Consider the following 15,984-nt stretch of genomic DNA (forward strand, 5'->3'; position numbering starts at 1 on the left):
GTATTATGAGCAATTACAATATCAATAAAGGCATTGGGAGAACGGTCGAGTTCAAAGGACTGAAAGCACAGTACCTGTTCATTTTCGCCGGAGGCTTGCTTGGTGTGCTTGTCCTCGTCATGATTATGTACATGGCAGGTGTAAACTCTTACATCTGTCTGTTCATCGGAGCAGGCGGTGCATCGCTCATCGTGTGGCAGACATTCGCATTGAACGGCAAATACGGCGAACATGGCTTGATGAAAGTCGGGGCAAAGAAAAGACATCCGAAATACATCATCTGTCGCAGAGCTGTACACCGCTATTTGAAGTTCAACACTAAATCCAATACCCTATGAGAAATACTGCAAAAGTCACAACGTTGGAAAGCAAGTTTCCACTACTGGCGGTGGAACACAACTGCATCATTTCAAAGGATGCAGACATCACGGCTTGCTTTCGGGTACACCTGCCGGAACTGTTCACTGTGGCATCGGCGGAGTACGATGCCATACACTCGGCATGGCACAAGGCTATCAAGACCCTGCCGGACTATACCATTGTCCACAAACAGGATTGGTACATCAAGGAAAGTTATGCGCCGGATATTGCACAGAACGACCAGAGTTTTCTTGCAAAGTCCTATCAACAGCATTTCAACGAACGTCCTTTTTTAAACCATTACTGCTACCTGTTCCTCACCAAGACAACCAAAGAGCGGATGCGGATGCAGAGCAACTTTAGTTCGCTTTGCAGAGGTGTCCTCATCCCGAAAGAAATTCGGGATAAAGAAACCGTCCGCCGTTTCATGGAGACGGTTGCACAGTTTGAGCGGATTATCAATGATAGCGGTTTTGTGAAACTGGAACGCTTGACCGAGGATGACATCATCGGCACAAGCGACACACAGGGTCTGCTCGAACAGTACCTTACCCTGTCGAGGGAAGCCGGAACGCCCATGCAGGATATAGCTTTGGGCAGTGAAGATGTGCGTATCGGCAACAAAAGGCTGTGCCTGCACACCCTGTCCGATACGGACGATTTGCCGGGCACGGTATCGGAAAATACAAGGTATGAAAAGCTGTCCACGGACAGGAGCGATTGCCTGTTGTCCTTTGCCTCTCCCGTGGGCTTGCTCCTTAGCTGTAACCATATCTATAACCAGTACCTGTTTTTGGATAACAGCGATGAGAACCTGCGCAAGTTTGAAAAGTCAGCCCGTAATATGCACTCACTGGCAAGGTATAGCCGTGCCAATCAGATTAACAAAGAGTGGATTGAAAGGTATCTGAACGAAGCGCACAGCTTCGGGCTATCCTCCATCCGTGCGCACTTCAATGTGATGGCGTGGTCGGATAATCCAAGCGAACTCAAACAGCTAAAGAACGACACGGGCAGTGCGCTCGCTTTGATGGAATGCAGACCGAGGCATAACACGGTGGATGTTGCCACGCTGTATTGGGCAGGCATGCCTGGCAATGCAGGCGATTTTCCGGCAGAGGAAAGTTTCTATACGTTCATCGAACCTGCATTATGTTTCTTCACCGAGGAAACCAACTACCAAAGTTCGCCATCGCCTTTCGGTATAAAAATGGCGGACAGGCTCACGGGCAAACCCATCCACTTGGACATTTCCGACCTGCCCATGAAAAAAGGCATTATCACGAACCGCAACAAATTTATTTTGGGGCCATCGGGTTCGGGCAAGTCTTTTTTCACCAATCACATGGTGCGCCAATACTACGAACAGGGCGCACACGTCCTGCTCGTGGACACAGGTAATTCCTATCAAGGACTGTGCGAGTTGATTAAGGGAAAGACCAAAGGTGAAGATGGTGTGTATTTTACCTACACAGAGGACAACCCGATTGCATTCAACCCGTTTTATACGGATGACGGCGTATTCGACATTGAGAAAAGGGAAAGTATCAAAACGCTCATCCTTACACTTTGGAAGCGTGACGATGAACCGCCGACCCGTTCAGAGGAAGTGGCGTTATCCAATGCCGTGAGCGGTTACATCGACCGTATCAAGCAAAGCGGTGAATATCCCTCTTTCAATGGATTTTATGAGTATGTAAAAGGTGATTACAAAAAAGTACTGAAAGAAAAACAGGTAAGGGAAAAAGACTTTGACGTTGCAGGTTTCCTCAACGTATTAGAGCCTTACTATCGTGGTGGCGAGTACGATTACCTGCTCAATTCAGACAAGCAACTTGACCTGCTTTCCAAACGCTTTATCGTGTTTGAAATTGATGCGATTAAAGACCACAAAATCCTCTTTCCCATAGTGACCATTATCATTATGGAGGTCTTCATCAACAAGATGCGCAGGCTCAAAGGTGTGCGTAAACTGATACTCATTGAGGAAGCATGGAAAGCCATTGCCAAAGAGGGAATGGCAGAGTACATCAAGTACCTTTTTAAGACCGTTCGCAAATTTTTTGGTGAGGCTATCGTGGTCACGCAGGAAGTGGATGACATCATCCAGTCACCCGTGGTCAAGGAAAGTATCATCAACAATTCCGACTGTAAAATCCTCTTAGACCAACGCAAGTACATGAATAAGTTTGACGACATCCAAGCGATGCTCGGACTGACGGAAAAGGAAAAATCCCAAATCCTTTCCATCAACATGAACAACGACCCGTCAAGGCTTTACAAAGAGGTGTGGATTGGGCTTGGCGGTACGCATTCCGCCGTGTATGCCACAGAGGTATCGCTCGAAGAATACTTAGCGTACACCACGGAGGAAACGGAAAAAATGGAGGTCATGCAACTGGCATCCGAACTGGACGGCAATGTAGAACAAGCCATTAAGCGTATCGCCCTCCAAAGACGTGAAAAATCAAATAGTTATTAATCATTTAAAAAAATCAGAACAATGAAGAAAGTAATGTTACTGGTGTCTACGGCATTTATGCTTGCCGTTGCACCGTCCGCTAAGGCACAATGGGTAGTTACCGACCTTGCAAACCTTGCATCGGGTATCATCAACAGTGCGAATGAAATCATACAGACCTCATCCACCGTGTCCAACGTGGTTAAGAATTTCAATGAGGTAAAAAAGGTGTATGAGCAAGGCAAGGAATATTACGACAAACTGAAAGCCGTGAGCAACTTGGTGAAAGATGCCCGAAAAGTACAACAAACGGTGTTGCTTGTGGGGGATGTGTCCGAAATGTATGTAAACAATTTCGGCAAGATGATGAACGACCCGAATTTCAGCCCACAGGAACTGACGGCAATCGCCAACGGTTATTCCACGCTCTTGAACGAGAGTACCGAACTGCTCAAAGAACTGAAACAGATTGTTACCTCAACCTCGCTATCCCTCAATGACAAGGAACGTATGGACATTATTGATAAGGTGTATAAAGAGGTCAAGGATTACCATAGCCTTGTCCGCTATTACACCAACAAGAATATCTCCGTGAGCATTTTGAGGGCTAAGAAACAGAACAACACCCAAAGGGTGCTTGAACTGTACGGTACTGCTGAACAAAAATACTGGTAAACTATGGAATGGAACAATCTTCACGAACTCCTGCGCTCGCTGTACGATGAGATGCTCCCACTGTCCGCCGATATGGCGACAGTGGCAAAGGGCATCGCCGGATTGGGCGCACTGTTCTACGTAGCACTGAAAGTGTGGCAGGCTTTGAGCCGTGCTGAACCGATAGACGTGTTTCCGCTCCTGCGACCTTTCGCCATCGGGTTTTGCATTATGTTCTTCCCGACCATCGTATTGGGAACTATCAATGCAGTAATGTCACCTGTGGTAAAAGGCACACATGCCATGCTCGAAAATCAGGTGCTTGACCTCAACCAATTGCAACAGCAAAAAGATCAGTTGGAACGGCAAGCCATGCTCCGCAATCCCGAAACCGCTTACCTCGTAAGCGATGAGGAATTTGATAAGAAACTGGAAGAATTGGGATGGTCGCCGTCCGATTTGGCTACCATGTCGGGAATGTACCTTGACCGACAAGCCTATAAGATAGAAAAAGCCATAAAGGAATGGTTTCGCAACCTTTTGGAGATACTTTTCCAAGCATCGGCACTGGTCATAGATACCATACGGACGTTCTTTCTTATCGTGCTGTCCATACTCGGGCCGATAGCCTTTGCGATAAGTGTGTGGGATGGTTTCCAGTCCACACTTACGCAATGGCTGACCCGATATATCAGCGTGTACCTATGGTTGCCCATATCCGATATGTTCAGCTCCATACTTGCGAAAATACAATCGCTTATACTGGAACGGGATATTGAAATGCTTGCCGACCCTACATATATCCCCGACACATCCAACACGGTGTATATCATCTTCATGCTGATTGGGATTGTGGGCTACTTCACCATCCCAACGGTGGCAGGTTGGGTTATCCAAGCCGGAGGCGCAGGGAACTTCATGCGCAACGTCAATCAGACGGCATCGAAAACCGGAAACATCGCCGGAGCGGGAACGGGGGCAGTTGCAGGTAACATCGGTGGCAGGTTAATGAACAAATAATAAAAATCAGAAACAATGGAATTTAAGACACTAAGAAACATAGAAAACAGCTTTAGGCAAATACGTCTGTATGCCATTGTATTTGCCGTACTCTGCATCGCAGTGGTAGGATATGCGGTATGGCAGTCCTACCAGTTTGCGGAGGCGCAACGCCAAAAAGTATATGTACTGGACAACGGTAAATCCTTGATGCTGGCACTGTCACAGGATGCAAGCATCAACAGACCTGTTGAGGCAAGGGAACACGTAAGGCGTTTCCATGAACTGTTCTTTACGCTCGCACCGGATAAGAACGCCATCGAAAGCAACATGAAAAGAGCTTTTAATCTTGCTGACAAATCGGCGTTCGATTATTACAAAGACCTTTCGGAAAAAGGGTACTACAACCGTATCATTTCGGGGAATGTGCAACAGCGTATCGAAGTGGACAGCGTGGTCTGCAACTTCGATACCTATCCGTATGCGGTAAGAACGTATGCCAAACAATTTATCATCCGGTCAAGCAACGTCACAAGGCGAAGCCTTGTGACCTCTTGCTATCTCGTGAACTCCGTCCGCTCGGACAACAACCCACAGGGTTTCAATATCGAAAAGTTTGCCGTGTTGGAAAACAGAGACGTAGAAGTTATAGACCGCTAAAATCAAGATTATGGAAGCAATATCAGATTTGAACACGTTTGCCAAAATCCTTACCGCAAAAGGATATGACGGCTATTTCCATACGCAGGGAGCGTATGCCGGAAAGTTGAAAGACAGTATAAGTGAATACCTCGAAAACTGCCGAAATGGTACGGAGGGCGCACCAAAGTCACAGTTATTATTGACGGGCTTTCTACAATGGGCAGGCGAAGACAAGCCGTATGTAGAATGCTGTATGTGGGTGAAGTACCTAAACGGCAAATTCTTCCTCAATAAAATGGAAGTTGCAAGAAAAGACCAATTCGGGCAATTACTGAAACAATCGGAATTGACCGACCTGTCCGTGGTTACCGTTCCCAAAGCAAGGGAGGCAATCGCTATGGTGAGCGATGCACCGGAGCAAAAGACGGTTGACAGGCGGAAGCGGTTCAGCCTTTAAAACGGATTAAGGCATGAAAAATCTAAGAACAACAATCAGTAATTGGCTTGACAAGCTCGATGGACAGTGGCGGACGATGCCTGTTAAAAAACAGCATCGCTATACGCTACTGCTCTTTTTGGGCTATGCGCTATTGTCCTTTGTCGTGCTGTTAAAAGTGTGCTACGATGTAGCACAGTCCGATAATACCATGACCATTGAGCATATCGAAAACCCAATTAACAGGCAAAACAAATCCTCGGTTTCTCCGCAGGACAGTATTAACAAAATCTTAAAACGTAAAAACAATGAAAGAGAACAATAATGACAAAATCCGTTTTCTGTTCGGAAAAAAGGAAACGGAAAACGAAATGGATGCGACCCAAGAAGGGGCGCAGAACAAAGCCGACAAGCTAAAAAAGCCTATCATTTTTGCTCTTATGGGCGTGGTGTTCTTCGGCTGTATGTATTTAATCTTCAAACCATATTCCGATAAGCAAAAGGTTGAGGATATTGGTCTGAACGATGTCGTACCGCAGGCGAGCGATGCCGGGCTTCAATCCGATAAGCAAAAGGCTTATGAACAGGAAATGCTCGAACAGAAAATGGAGGAAAAGCGTAATGCGCTCCTGTCACTGTCCGACTATTGGAGCGAGGACAGTACCGCCGATCCGGAAGCGGAGCTACCGGATGAGGATTACGAAGACGGCTACGCTTACGGCGGTGGTACACGTAGGAACAGCAACCCTGCCCTGAACAGTTACCGCAATGCACAAAGTACGCTGACCTCGTTCTACGACAACAGCGATTACGAAATGCAGGAACTCCGCAGGCAGGTTGAGGAACTGAAAGAACAACTGGCAGAAAAGGACGTACCGCCCGTAACGACCGTGGATGACCAGTTGGCTTTGATGGAAAAGTCATACGAAATGGCATCCCGTTACCTGCCCTCAACTCCAACACAGACAGGTAATGCGGACACAACAGCTTCGGCAAAGAGTGCCTCGCAAAAGGAACATTTTGTGGCATTCACCCCTGTAAGGAAAAATACGGTTTCCGCATTGTATCGTGAACCGACCGACAGTGCTTTTTTGGCAAACTGGAACGAAACCCGAAACCGTGGCTTTTATACGGCAGATGTTTCGGAACAGGTCATACAGCCGAAAAACAGTATCAAGGCGGTAGTACAGAAAACGCAGGTCGTGATGGGCGAAAGCGGTGTACGGTTGCGCCTGTTGGAAACAGCGCAAACTCCCGTCCGTTCCATTCCGGCAGGAACGGTACTGACGGCAAATGCCAAGTTTCAAGGTGGCAGGTTGCAGTTAAAGGTAACGTCCATCGAATATGAGGGCAACATTATTCCGGTCGATATAACCGTGTATGATGTGGACGGACAGCAAGGGCTATATGTACCATATTCTCCCGAAATGAACGCCCTTAGCGAGATAGCTTCCAACATGAGCCAAACCTCCGGTACTTCTATCATGATGACACGATCGGCAGGGCAACAGATGGCAGGCGACCTTTCCCGTGGTGTGGTGCAGGGCGTATCGGGTTACTTCTCCAAGAAAGTAAGGACACCGAAAGTAACGGTCAAAGCCGGTCATCAGATTTTCCTCGTTTCAAAAAATTAATGTTTAACTAAAATCAAAAAGAAAATGAAAGCAATATTTAAAAGCCTCATGGCAATGGTCTGTTTGATAGCCTTTATTACAGGTGCAAATGCACAGCAAGTGGCATCCAGTACAACAAAATTGAGCATGGGTAAGGTCGAGCCTTACGAAATGCAGGTGACGTACAGCAAGACCTCGCACCTCATATTCCCGTCCGCTATCCGCTACGTGGATTTGGGCAGTGAATACCTTATCGCAGGCAAAGCCGAAGATGCGGAAAACGTACTGCGTATTAAGGCAAGCGTAAGGGATTTTGACGAGGAAACCAATTTTTCGGTCATCACGGACGATGGTCGGTTTTACAATTTCAATGTCTTTTACAGTGCTTATCCCTCAACGCTGAATTATGATTTGCTGACGATGCAAAAGGCATCGGACAGGGAAAACGGCAACGATGTGCTGTTTGAGGAATTGGGAGGCAATTCGCCGTCACTGGCAGGGTTGCTCATGGAAACGATTTACAAAAAGAATAAACGGATTGTAAAGCATATCGGGTCGAAAAGCTACGGCATACAATTCCTGCTGAAAGGTATTTATGTTCACAACGGAAAATTCTATTTCCATACGGAACTGCGTAACAAAAGCAATGTACCGTTCAACATTGACTTTGTGAATTTCAAGGTAGTGGACAAAAAAGTCGCCAAGCGTACCGTGGTGCAGGAAAAGGCAATGAACCCGTTGCGGATGTATAAAACGCTCGGTGAAATTACGGGTAACAGCACCGACCAAAACGTGTTCCTGCTTGACCAGTTTACCATCACGGATGACAAGGTACTCGTGATTGAAATCTTTGAAAAGAACGGTGGCAGGCAACAGGTGTTGCAGGTGGAAAACTCCGACCTCGTACACGCCAAACTGATAAGCGATATGCACCTAAAGATTAATTAACCCAAAAGGAAAGAACAATGATAAGATACATTTTTGCCGTGGTGCTTGCCATGCTAAGTATGACGGCAGTACAGGCACAGCGTATGCTCCCCAAACAAAAGGGATTGGAGATAAACGCAGGTATGTTGTCCAAAGATATAAGCGACAATTACTATCTGAATTTGACATTGACCGTGAACGGAAAGAACGGCAGTTACTGGATATTGGGTGCGGAATATGCCTATCAGCTTTCCGGTTACAGGGATGTACAGATACCGCTCGAAACCTATACGGGCGAGGTGGGTTACAGTCTTCAGCTATTGGGCGATGCAAGAAAGACCATCACGCTGAATGCAGGGCTAACAGCCGTTGCAGGTTATGAAACGATTAACCGGAGCGAAGCCATGCTACCGGACGGCTCGACCATCCTCGACAGAGACAATTTTGTTTACGGCACAGGCGGACGGCTCACGCTCGAAACGTACCTGTCCGACCGCTTTGTGTTGCTCCTGCAAGGACGTACCAAAGTGCTTTGGGGTACGGATTTAAAACAGTTCCGTCCATCGGCAGGGATTGGACTAAGGTTTAACTTTTAAATTGATTTACGATGAAAATATCAATCAGAAAATACCGCCTACATTTACAGGCGATGTTCATGCTCTTGGCAATGTTGGTCTGCGCCGTGGTGCTGACCTCCTGCGAAAAAGACGAAATCGACATACAACAAAATTACCCTTTTGAGGTACAGGTAATGCCTGTACCCAAAGAGGTGACGAACGGGCAGACCGTTGAAATACGGATTACCATTGAACGGTCGGCCAATTTCAGCGATGCGAAATACTTTATCCGCTATTTCCAGTTTGACGGACAGGGAGCATTGCGGTATTACAGCGAACCGCCGTATATGCCCAATGACCTGTACCTCTTGCCACAGACACAATTTAGGTTGTATTACACCTCGCAATCCACCGTATCACAGGCGTTTGATATTTGGATTTCGGACAATTTCGGAAACGAAAAGCAAGTCAGTTTCCAGTTTAACAGCCGTGATTAAAGACAGAAAAATCCTGCCCGATGTGGCGGGATTTTTTAGTAGACTTAAAATGTAGTGTACTTTGCTCTTAAAGGACACGATTATAATATTGTGTATAATAAATCGCTTCGTTATCTTTGCTAATAGAAAATATTAAAATACTTAAAGTGTTTTTGCTTTAAGTCTCGATACTGAAAACTGGTAATTTTTAAGACAACGAGACAATAAGTAGGAATACTCACGCCATAGGCGTGGGTGCTCGCTTATTCGTTGTCAGGCATACCAGTGCCCCAGTATCGGTAAGTGTAGTTGCCTGCGCTTTTTTTATTGCAGGTCGCTACTTTTAAAACAGATATTATGAATACTGGAAAAGACAACAAAAACAATGTCTATGTAGCGGTCATAGATGACAATCCAAAGCTTCGGGATATGTCTGTAAAGCAACTTGAAAATTCGGGATATACGGTATTGTTCCAATCGGGTTACGGGCAGGATGCCCTACAAAAAATAAAAGAGGGTGGCAAGTTGCCGGATGTCTGTCTCATAGAGGAAGACTTTGCTACTGCTAAACTTTTGCTCGAAAAGTACCCCGATTTAAAAGTTCTAATTTCCAGTACGGACGATAACGAGGAAAGTGTAACGAGTATGCTAAAGGCAGGTGTTTCGGGCTATATACTGAAATTCGCTGACCCCGATGGAATGCTAACCGCCGTTAAAGCATTGAGTGAAAATAAAAAATATTTCAGCATGGGGATTAGGGGGGTAGCAATGGAATACTCTAAAAGTCAATCATAAACGTAGGTTTCTTTGCTACTTTCTTTTTCGTCTCAACTCACGAAAGAAAGTAGTCTGTTTCAAGCACAGCTCTTTTGAAAAATGCAATGGAGGAAACTGCGGGATGCGAGCATTTGACCAAGGGGGTGTTCCACTTTTCGCAAAAAAGACTGTTCCGACCTGGGGAGGATCTGTCTTTTTTGCCCGAACAGATTTTAATAAAAATGGGAACGGCGCACCGTTCCCTAAAATTCACGAATTACAAAATACATGACCACCATCGCTCCAATAATCACCACAAAACAGGTCACGGGCAAAAGCTTCATAATCGAAGTACCTTTTTGCAAATTCGGGTAAGTCCATTTGCTCAACCTGTTCATAGGCAAAATCTTCCTCGTCCTTGTATTCGCCTATATAGTCATCGTCAAAGTCGCTTATTAGGTCGCTTATATCCCCCTCGGATAGCTTACGGTGTCCGTTGTCGCACCATATTAGGAATGCTTCTTTTCGGGTTTCGTCCATATCTTCCAAAGCCTCCAAAACTTCAAATATGTTATCACTTATCCAACACTCACCGATTAAGCCCTTAGGTATGTTTTCGTAGTCTTGAAACATAAATTCGGGGTCTTCCTCGTTATCGTGTAGCTTCTTGCAAGCGGTGTAAAATTCCTCGCTGTTCGCATAATCGGAAAGGTCAAGCCATTTCCCGAAGATTGAACCGTCATTGTATTTTCTGTATGTGCCGACATATACCCTTGCTTCCGATGTGTTTATTTGTTGTATCATTTCTTTACCGTTTTAAATTGTTTTTGATTTATTCGGCAATGAGAGGTGGTGCTGTTGTTTTGTTTCAATACCATTTCCAATGCTTTTAATTCTCATGCCTGACATTTTTTTTATTCGTGTAAAGAGCCGGAGTATGCTGTGTTTCGTTTCGGGAGCAGTTTAGGTTAGTGTTTAGGAGGCACAAGGTTTTGGAAAACAAATACTACCCAACGGGTGGAGATTTTTTTTCAAACTTGCATGACCTTTTGCCTCCGTTAAGAACACGTCCAACCTTTGCTCCATGAAACGTGAACAACAGGCATACTCGCTTTTTACATTAAAACCAATTGTGGAAGTAAGGAGGATAGTGTGTGGAAAATGGTTCAGAAAGAATTTAATATCTGTTAGTACGGCTACAGGTGATTGAAGTTTGGAGTGGAACAGCCCAACCTGTGGAACGACATCTTCAATTTCCTATTCCCAATCATAGCCCTAAGCTCTTTTGCGGTCAGTAGTGAAGCGAATGCCGTAAATGTGCTTTGGCTATTGTAATGCCACGCGCCAATCTAAGCCAAGTAATCCAGTAAGAAGACATATCCTAATGCTCGTTCCATCAACTCGATAAGTTTGTTTATGCGGATTAATCTGCACGGTTAGCAGGCAAAAATGAGTTGAGATGGAGAAAGAAAAAACGAACGATTTAACTCCCGAAAGAGTTGTGCAAATCTTGAAAAAGAAAGGAACAGAGGTCGATTTAGAGGAAGCAAAAACCATCTTGGAGTTTGTCAAGAAGATAGCTGACATTGCAGTTAACCAATATCTAAGAGGAAAACTTTAATCTAATGAACAAAGAAAACTGTTGTGATGAGAAAGGCAGATTTATACATACGTGTATCGACAGACGAGCAAGCGGACAAGGGATATTCGCAACGTGACCAAGAAGACCGATTAAGAAAATATTGTGAGATAAAAGGCATTCCGGTAAGGGATGTTTACATAGAAGACCATTCGGCAAAATCTTTCAAACGTCCGGAATGGCAGAAATACTTATCCAACCTACGCAAAACAAAGAACAATAAAGCGGGGTCGATAATACTATTTACCAAATGGGATAGGTTTAGTAGAAACGCAGGGGATGCCTACCAAATGATTAACCAGTTACGTACACATGGCGTTGAACCTGTGGCAATCGAACAGCCCTTAGACCTTACCATTCCCGAAAATAAAATCATGCTTGCGTTCTATCTTGCTTCACCCGAAGTGGAAAACGACAGGCGTGCGTTAAATGTTTTTCACGGAATGCGCAGGGCGAAAAAAGAAGGGCGGTATATGGGAACAGCGCCTTTGGGGTATGTCAATAAGATAACAGAGGGCAAAAAGAAATTCATTGCACCCCATGAATTTGAAGCACCGCTTTTAAAGTGGGCGTTTGAACAAATCGTTTCCAATAACTTCAATACGGAACAGATATGGAAAATGGTTCGGGAGAAAGCCGATGGAAAAGGTCGGTTCAGCAAAAATAACTTCTGGGTAGCCGTCCGAAACCCCTTGTACTGTGGCAAAATATTCATTCCTCCCTACAAAGAGGAAAAGGGATATTTTGTCAAAGGACAACACGAGCCATTAATCAGCGAAAAGACGTTTGCCGATGTCCAGGATATTCTCGATGGGAGAAAAAGGGAAGTAAAGCCTAAAGTTGTAGCTATGGAGAACCTACCGCTTCGAGGCTTTCTCAAATGCCCTAAATGCACACTTATGCTGACTGGAAGTGCTTCAAAAGGAAAGATGGGCAACTACTATAACTATTATCATTGTACTTCCTCATGCGGTGTACGGTTTAGGGCAGAACCTGCAAATGAAGCTTTTCTTAAACAGTTACAGTATATGTCGCCAAAAGAAGGTATGGTCGATGTCTTTATTGAAGCTTTTATAAAAGACTTCAATAACAAAACCAAAGCCCAAAACACGGAAAGGACAAATATCATAAGCGAGATTGATGCGTTGAACAAACGCTATCAAAACGCACTTTTAAAGAATGCCGATGGAGAAATGGCAGATGACGATTTCCAAGAAGTAAAGAGATTGACCAAAGGCAAGATTGAAGTTTTCGAAAGAAGATTAAACGACTTGGCGGTTGTGGGAACAGAGATTAAAGACTTAGTGGCTTCCACCTTAAAAAAGGTCGCAAACATTGATAGACGCTATGAAAACGGCGATATTGAAGAAAAAAGGCTTATAGTGAGTTCGATGTTCCCCGAATTTTTGGAATTTGACGGAACACGACATCGAACTCCAAGGCTAAATTCTGCGATTGCTCTTATTTATCAGAATAACAGCAAGTTACAAGGCAAAAAAAATGGGACAAGTCTATCTTTTCTAGACTTGTCCCAAGAAGTGATCCCGCTGGGATTCGAACCCAGGACCCATACATTAAAAGTGTATTGCTCTACCAGCTGAGCTACGGAATCGTTGTTCTTTTTTCGAGAACCCTTCGTTGTTTGAAGTGATGCAAAGGTAGACTTTTTCAAATAAATTCACAATCTAAATCTATCTTTTTTTTATTTTTCAATAAAACAGCCTCATTATAAAAGGATTATTTTTTTCGACACCTATTCTATCCCCTTTAAAAACCTCTAAAAAACTATTTAAACGACCTCATTTCAAGCAATATTAATCATTTGGAAAAATTAATAATTATTTAATAATGCTTTTATTATTTTTAATCTAACAATTAAAAAAGAAGTTCTATAATAAAAACGAAATTCTACCTAAAAAATAAAAACACTGAATTTCAATCACTTACACATTCTTGTAGAGACATTGTATATAGCCGTATTCCATCACGTATGTATTCTGTAGACTAGCATTTATTGCATGTTTTAATCAAATTCAAAAACTTTGAATAACAAAAACAATCGCCTATGTTTTTCATATTCGGATTAAGAAAAGCTCGTATCGGCACTCAAGTGTCTGAATTGCCTTGTAAATATTGCCAAAGTCAAAATACGTTGGCATACATCGCTTATCAAAATTACTTCCATGTATTTTGGATTCCTTTATTTCCTATGTGGAAGGAGTTACGCTCTGTTTGTGTTCATTGCAAACAGAATAGAAGATTTAATGAATTCAGTCCTGAGATGAAATTAGAAGGTATCAAATTGAAAAAGGAATCAAAAACTCCTTTTTACACATATGCCTTACTAGCTTTATTTCTCTTGTTTTTTATCACAAGCATAATAATTCACACAATTAAATAAACTTAAATCTCAAAAAAATGGATAACAAAACACTATCAATCGTAGCCTACATTACCCTAATTGGATGGTTAATCGCTTATTTTTCAGGAAAGGACAAAGCAGATGATTTCTTGAAATATCACTTAAGACAAGGATTCGGAATCTTCATCTTTGGAGTCATTCTTTCTATTGTCCTTAACATTATCATGTGGGTAACCGGCTTTTATATGATAGGTTATTTAGGCTTAATTACCTTGATATTGATGATTATAGGAGCTATTAATGCTTCAAATGGTGTTAAGAAACCCGTTCCTATTATCGGAACATGGGCAGAAAAGCAATTTCAATTTATTGGGTAGTCAATTGCATATCATTTAAAACTTAAATAAACTACTATTATGAGAATAAACCATATTTTAACAGCCTCTGCCCTCGCCTTTTCTTTATTGAGCAGTTGCAACAATTCAGAGAAAAAAGGGGAAACTGAAAATAAGATTGGAGGTATGTTTGATTCAAATGACCAGAAGCTTTCCAAAGCTAACGAGCTTATTCAATTCAACAATACGTTAGTTAAGATTGACAATAGGCACTATAATGATATGAATGCCTTTACAGAGACTTTCGATGCACTGGAGAAACATATTAAGACCAAACTAGAAAATCCTGCTGCAATTTCAATTCCACCTATCAGGAGGCTAAACAGTCTTTCAATAGATAAAATCGAAGACTTAAAATACCCTGAAGGCACGAAAGACTTTAAGCCTTTATTGGATCAGATGGACGAAAGTTACAAAGCGTTACTGACAATTTCAAAGGATATGGAATCTTATAAATCAGCAGAGGATTGGAAGGAAGATAAGGGTGCTAAATTAAAAACTTTCAAAGAGCAGGCAGAATCAGAAATTAAAAAGAATAGAGAGGCCTCGGTAAAAGTTTTTGACCAACTTAAACCTTTAATTGATGCTGCTGAAGAAGTAACATTGGCTAACAATCCTTTAAAAAATCAATATATAAGGTCTGAGAACATTCTTAACACGGTACTTGAAAATACAAAACATTTCTTTGACACAAAGGACATTGCAAAGGTAAAACCAGAATTTGCCAAGAATTACCAAGAGATTGAAAAATTGCTGAATGAAAATAAAGCAGATAAGATATCAGATCAATACAAATCAAAAGCTGGATCTTTCGAAAGATTTAATGATGCTGTAAATGATTATTTGGGTAAAATGAGGATTCTACAGCGTAACCTTGATGAAGGTACAGAGTTTGAAGAATCAAATTTAATTGCATTTGAACAAGCAACAGATCAAGTCTTACATAGTTACAACAACTTTGTCGATTAAATTCAAAAACCTGTATAGTATAGTTTATTAAGTGGAAAATCCCCGTTAGAAAGATCACTAACGGGGTTTTCTTTTATAATAAATAGAGAATAGACTTATTTAAAAATAGTTTCATTCACAATCCGAATCTCTTCCTGTGTTATGGTATGTCCCATATTGGGATAGATCCTCTCTTCCACTTGAGCACCAAGTTCTCGCATTAGTTTGGTGGTCTCTTGAACTCTTTCTACAGGAACATGAAAATCCGGATCACTGGTTCCAATAAATACTGGAGTGTTTTCGAAATCCCCTTTATAATGGCCTCTGGTTAATTCCTCACCGATCAACCCTCCTGTAAAAGCGACAATACCACCATATTTCTGTGCATTTCTGCTCGTATATTCTAGAGTAAGACATGCTCCTTGTGAAAATCCCAAAAAATAAATGTTTTCAGATTGAATGCCTTTTTCTTTAGCCAACTCTACTGCCTGGTTGATCAATTCTAATGCCTGATCAAGCTTCGGTTGATTAGAAGAAATTGGTGCGATAAAAGAATTGGGATACCATGTATTCTGACTAGCTTCAGGACCGATCAGCAGATAATCACCAACATTTAAATATTCTGCCAACCCCATGATATCACTTGCAGTACCACCTCTTCCATGAATCATGATCAACGCTTTGGTTGGATTATCCAGATTTCCAGATTGATATATATTATTCGACATAATCGCTTAATTTTAATGTTATAAATTTTAT

17 protein-coding genes, 1 tRNA gene and 1 pseudogene are annotated in these 15,984 nt (G+C 42.7%); 16 read left to right on the top strand and 3 right to left on the bottom strand.

The features are described 5' to 3' along the window. The first annotated feature begins 5 nt into the window (after positions 1-5). The 12 genes from CRT24_RS15890 (at position 6) to CRT24_RS15945 (ending at position 9,920) form a co-directional block, all read left to right on the top strand. On the top strand, positions 6-338 hold the full coding sequence (locus tag CRT24_RS15890; RefSeq protein WP_099372171.1) for a DUF4133 domain-containing protein: 333 nt from the start codon (positions 6-8) through the stop codon (positions 336-338). After that, entirely contained in the window at positions 335-2,842 is a 2,508-nt protein-coding gene (locus CRT24_RS15895) for a TraG family conjugative transposon ATPase (RefSeq protein WP_099372172.1), read from the top strand. Before CRT24_RS15890 ends, CRT24_RS15895 begins: the two co-directional genes overlap by 4 nt. Positions 2,843-2,863: 21 nt before the next feature. Beyond that, a complete protein-coding gene (locus tag CRT24_RS15900; protein ID WP_099372173.1) occupies positions 2,864-3,496 on the top strand; it encodes a DUF4141 domain-containing protein in 633 nt (210 codons plus the stop codon). Between the two features lie 3 nt (positions 3,497-3,499). Beyond that, positions 3,500-4,495, top strand: a complete 996-nt coding sequence (gene traJ, locus CRT24_RS15905) for a conjugative transposon protein TraJ (protein WP_099372174.1) — start codon at positions 3,500-3,502, stop codon at positions 4,493-4,495. A 15-nt stretch (positions 4,496-4,510) separates the two neighbouring features. Next, complete coding sequence (traK, locus tag CRT24_RS15910; protein ID WP_099372175.1) at positions 4,511-5,134, top strand: conjugative transposon protein TraK; 624 nt, start codon at positions 4,511-4,513, stop codon at positions 5,132-5,134. 10 nt (positions 5,135-5,144) lie between these two features. Further along, on the top strand, positions 5,145-5,573 hold the full coding sequence (locus CRT24_RS15915; RefSeq protein ID WP_099372176.1) for a hypothetical protein: 429 nt from the start codon (positions 5,145-5,147) through the stop codon (positions 5,571-5,573). A 13-nt stretch (positions 5,574-5,586) separates the two neighbouring features. Continuing rightward, entirely contained in the window at positions 5,587-5,877 is a 291-nt protein-coding gene (locus tag CRT24_RS15920; RefSeq protein WP_099372177.1) for a nitrogen regulatory IIA protein, read from the top strand. Beyond that, positions 5,861-7,186, top strand: coding sequence for a conjugative transposon protein TraM (gene traM / locus CRT24_RS15925; RefSeq protein WP_099372178.1), 1,326 nt, complete (start codon positions 5,861-5,863; stop codon positions 7,184-7,186). The genes CRT24_RS15920 and traM overlap by 17 nt, the downstream gene beginning before the upstream one ends. 24 nt (positions 7,187-7,210) lie before the next feature. Beyond that, entirely contained in the window at positions 7,211-8,113 is a 903-nt protein-coding gene (gene traN / locus CRT24_RS15930; protein WP_099372179.1) for a conjugative transposon protein TraN, read from the top strand. Between the two features lie 17 nt (positions 8,114-8,130). Beyond that, on the top strand, positions 8,131-8,688 hold the full coding sequence (locus tag CRT24_RS15935) for a conjugal transfer protein TraO (protein WP_099372180.1): 558 nt from the start codon (positions 8,131-8,133) through the stop codon (positions 8,686-8,688). 53 nt (positions 8,689-8,741) lie between these two features. Beyond that, complete coding sequence (locus CRT24_RS15940) at positions 8,742-9,146, top strand: DUF3872 domain-containing protein (RefSeq protein ID WP_373604707.1); 405 nt, start codon at positions 8,742-8,744, stop codon at positions 9,144-9,146. 336 nt (positions 9,147-9,482) lie between these two features. Then, the gene (locus CRT24_RS15945) at positions 9,483-9,920 is read left to right on the top strand and encodes a response regulator transcription factor (protein WP_099372182.1); all 438 of its coding nucleotides are present in this window, start codon (positions 9,483-9,485) and stop codon (positions 9,918-9,920) included. Between the two features lie 231 nt (positions 9,921-10,151). On the opposite strand, the gene CRT24_RS15950 is transcribed toward CRT24_RS15945, so the two are convergent. Beyond that, positions 10,152-10,685, bottom strand: coding sequence for an antirestriction protein ArdA (locus CRT24_RS15950; protein ID WP_099372183.1), 534 nt, complete (start codon positions 10,683-10,685; stop codon positions 10,152-10,154). A gap of 655 nt (positions 10,686-11,340) precedes the next feature. On the opposite strand from CRT24_RS15950, the gene CRT24_RS20940 reads away from it, so the two are divergent. Then, on the top strand, positions 11,341-11,502 hold the full coding sequence (locus tag CRT24_RS20940) for a hypothetical protein (protein WP_165438746.1): 162 nt from the start codon (positions 11,341-11,343) through the stop codon (positions 11,500-11,502). Between the two features lie 26 nt (positions 11,503-11,528). Further along, a pseudogene (locus CRT24_RS21290) lies at positions 11,529-12,326 on the top strand (recombinase family protein); the annotation flags it as partial. 733 nt (positions 12,327-13,059) lie between these two features. Here CRT24_RS21290 and CRT24_RS15960 read toward each other — a convergent pair. Then, positions 13,060-13,132: transfer RNA gene (locus tag CRT24_RS15960), tRNA-Lys, on the bottom strand. A gap of 806 nt (positions 13,133-13,938) precedes the next feature. Between CRT24_RS15960 and CRT24_RS15970 the strand changes: the two genes are divergently transcribed. Further along, complete coding sequence (locus tag CRT24_RS15970) at positions 13,939-14,259, top strand: DUF4870 domain-containing protein (RefSeq protein WP_099372185.1); 321 nt, start codon at positions 13,939-13,941, stop codon at positions 14,257-14,259. Positions 14,260-14,298: 39 nt separating this feature from the next. Then, positions 14,299-15,246: a hypothetical protein gene (locus CRT24_RS15975; RefSeq protein WP_099372186.1), complete on the top strand. Its 948-nt coding sequence runs from the start codon at positions 14,299-14,301 to the stop codon at positions 15,244-15,246. A 95-nt stretch (positions 15,247-15,341) separates the two neighbouring features. Here the strand turns inward: CRT24_RS15975 and CRT24_RS15980 are convergent, their stop codons facing one another. Further along, positions 15,342-15,953 (bottom strand): alpha/beta hydrolase, encoded by a 612-nt coding sequence (locus CRT24_RS15980; protein ID WP_099372187.1) that lies wholly within the window; start codon positions 15,951-15,953, stop codon positions 15,342-15,344. Positions 15,954-15,984 lie beyond the last annotated feature (31 nt).

The sequence above is a fragment of the Sphingobacterium sp. 1.A.5 genome (genome assembly GCF_002734235.1).
GTDB classification, from domain to species: Bacteria; Bacteroidota; Bacteroidia; order Sphingobacteriales; family Sphingobacteriaceae; genus Sphingobacterium; species Sphingobacterium daejeonense.

Coding starts and splice junctions, on each gene's coding strand:
- CRT24_RS15915 (WP_099372176.1), top strand. CDS start 5,145: ATGGAAGCAATATCAGATTTGAACACGTTTGCCAAAATCCTTACCGCA.
- traM (WP_099372178.1), top strand. CDS start 5,861: ATGAAAGAGAACAATAATGACAAAATCCGTTTTCTGTTCGGAAAAAAG.
- CRT24_RS15950 (WP_099372183.1), bottom strand. CDS start 10,685: ATGATACAACAAATAAACACATCGGAAGCAAGGGTATATGTCGGCACA.
- CRT24_RS15895 (WP_099372172.1), top strand. CDS start 335: ATGAGAAATACTGCAAAAGTCACAACGTTGGAAAGCAAGTTTCCACTA.
- traJ (WP_099372174.1), top strand. CDS start 3,500: ATGGAATGGAACAATCTTCACGAACTCCTGCGCTCGCTGTACGATGAG.
- CRT24_RS15890 (WP_099372171.1), top strand. CDS start 6: ATGAGCAATTACAATATCAATAAAGGCATTGGGAGAACGGTCGAGTTC.
- CRT24_RS15980 (WP_099372187.1), bottom strand. CDS start 15,953: ATGTCGAATAATATATATCAATCTGGAAATCTGGATAATCCAACCAAA.
- CRT24_RS15935 (WP_099372180.1), top strand. CDS start 8,131: ATGATAAGATACATTTTTGCCGTGGTGCTTGCCATGCTAAGTATGACG.
- CRT24_RS15975 (WP_099372186.1), top strand. CDS start 14,299: ATGAGAATAAACCATATTTTAACAGCCTCTGCCCTCGCCTTTTCTTTA.
- CRT24_RS15900 (WP_099372173.1), top strand. CDS start 2,864: ATGAAGAAAGTAATGTTACTGGTGTCTACGGCATTTATGCTTGCCGTT.
- CRT24_RS15945 (WP_099372182.1), top strand. CDS start 9,483: ATGAATACTGGAAAAGACAACAAAAACAATGTCTATGTAGCGGTCATA.
- traK (WP_099372175.1), top strand. CDS start 4,511: ATGGAATTTAAGACACTAAGAAACATAGAAAACAGCTTTAGGCAAATA.
- CRT24_RS20940 (WP_165438746.1), top strand. CDS start 11,341: ATGGAGAAAGAAAAAACGAACGATTTAACTCCCGAAAGAGTTGTGCAA.
- CRT24_RS15970 (WP_099372185.1), top strand. CDS start 13,939: ATGGATAACAAAACACTATCAATCGTAGCCTACATTACCCTAATTGGA.
- traN (WP_099372179.1), top strand. CDS start 7,211: ATGAAAGCAATATTTAAAAGCCTCATGGCAATGGTCTGTTTGATAGCC.
- CRT24_RS15940 (WP_373604707.1), top strand. CDS start 8,742: ATGTTCATGCTCTTGGCAATGTTGGTCTGCGCCGTGGTGCTGACCTCC.
- CRT24_RS15920 (WP_099372177.1), top strand. CDS start 5,587: ATGAAAAATCTAAGAACAACAATCAGTAATTGGCTTGACAAGCTCGAT.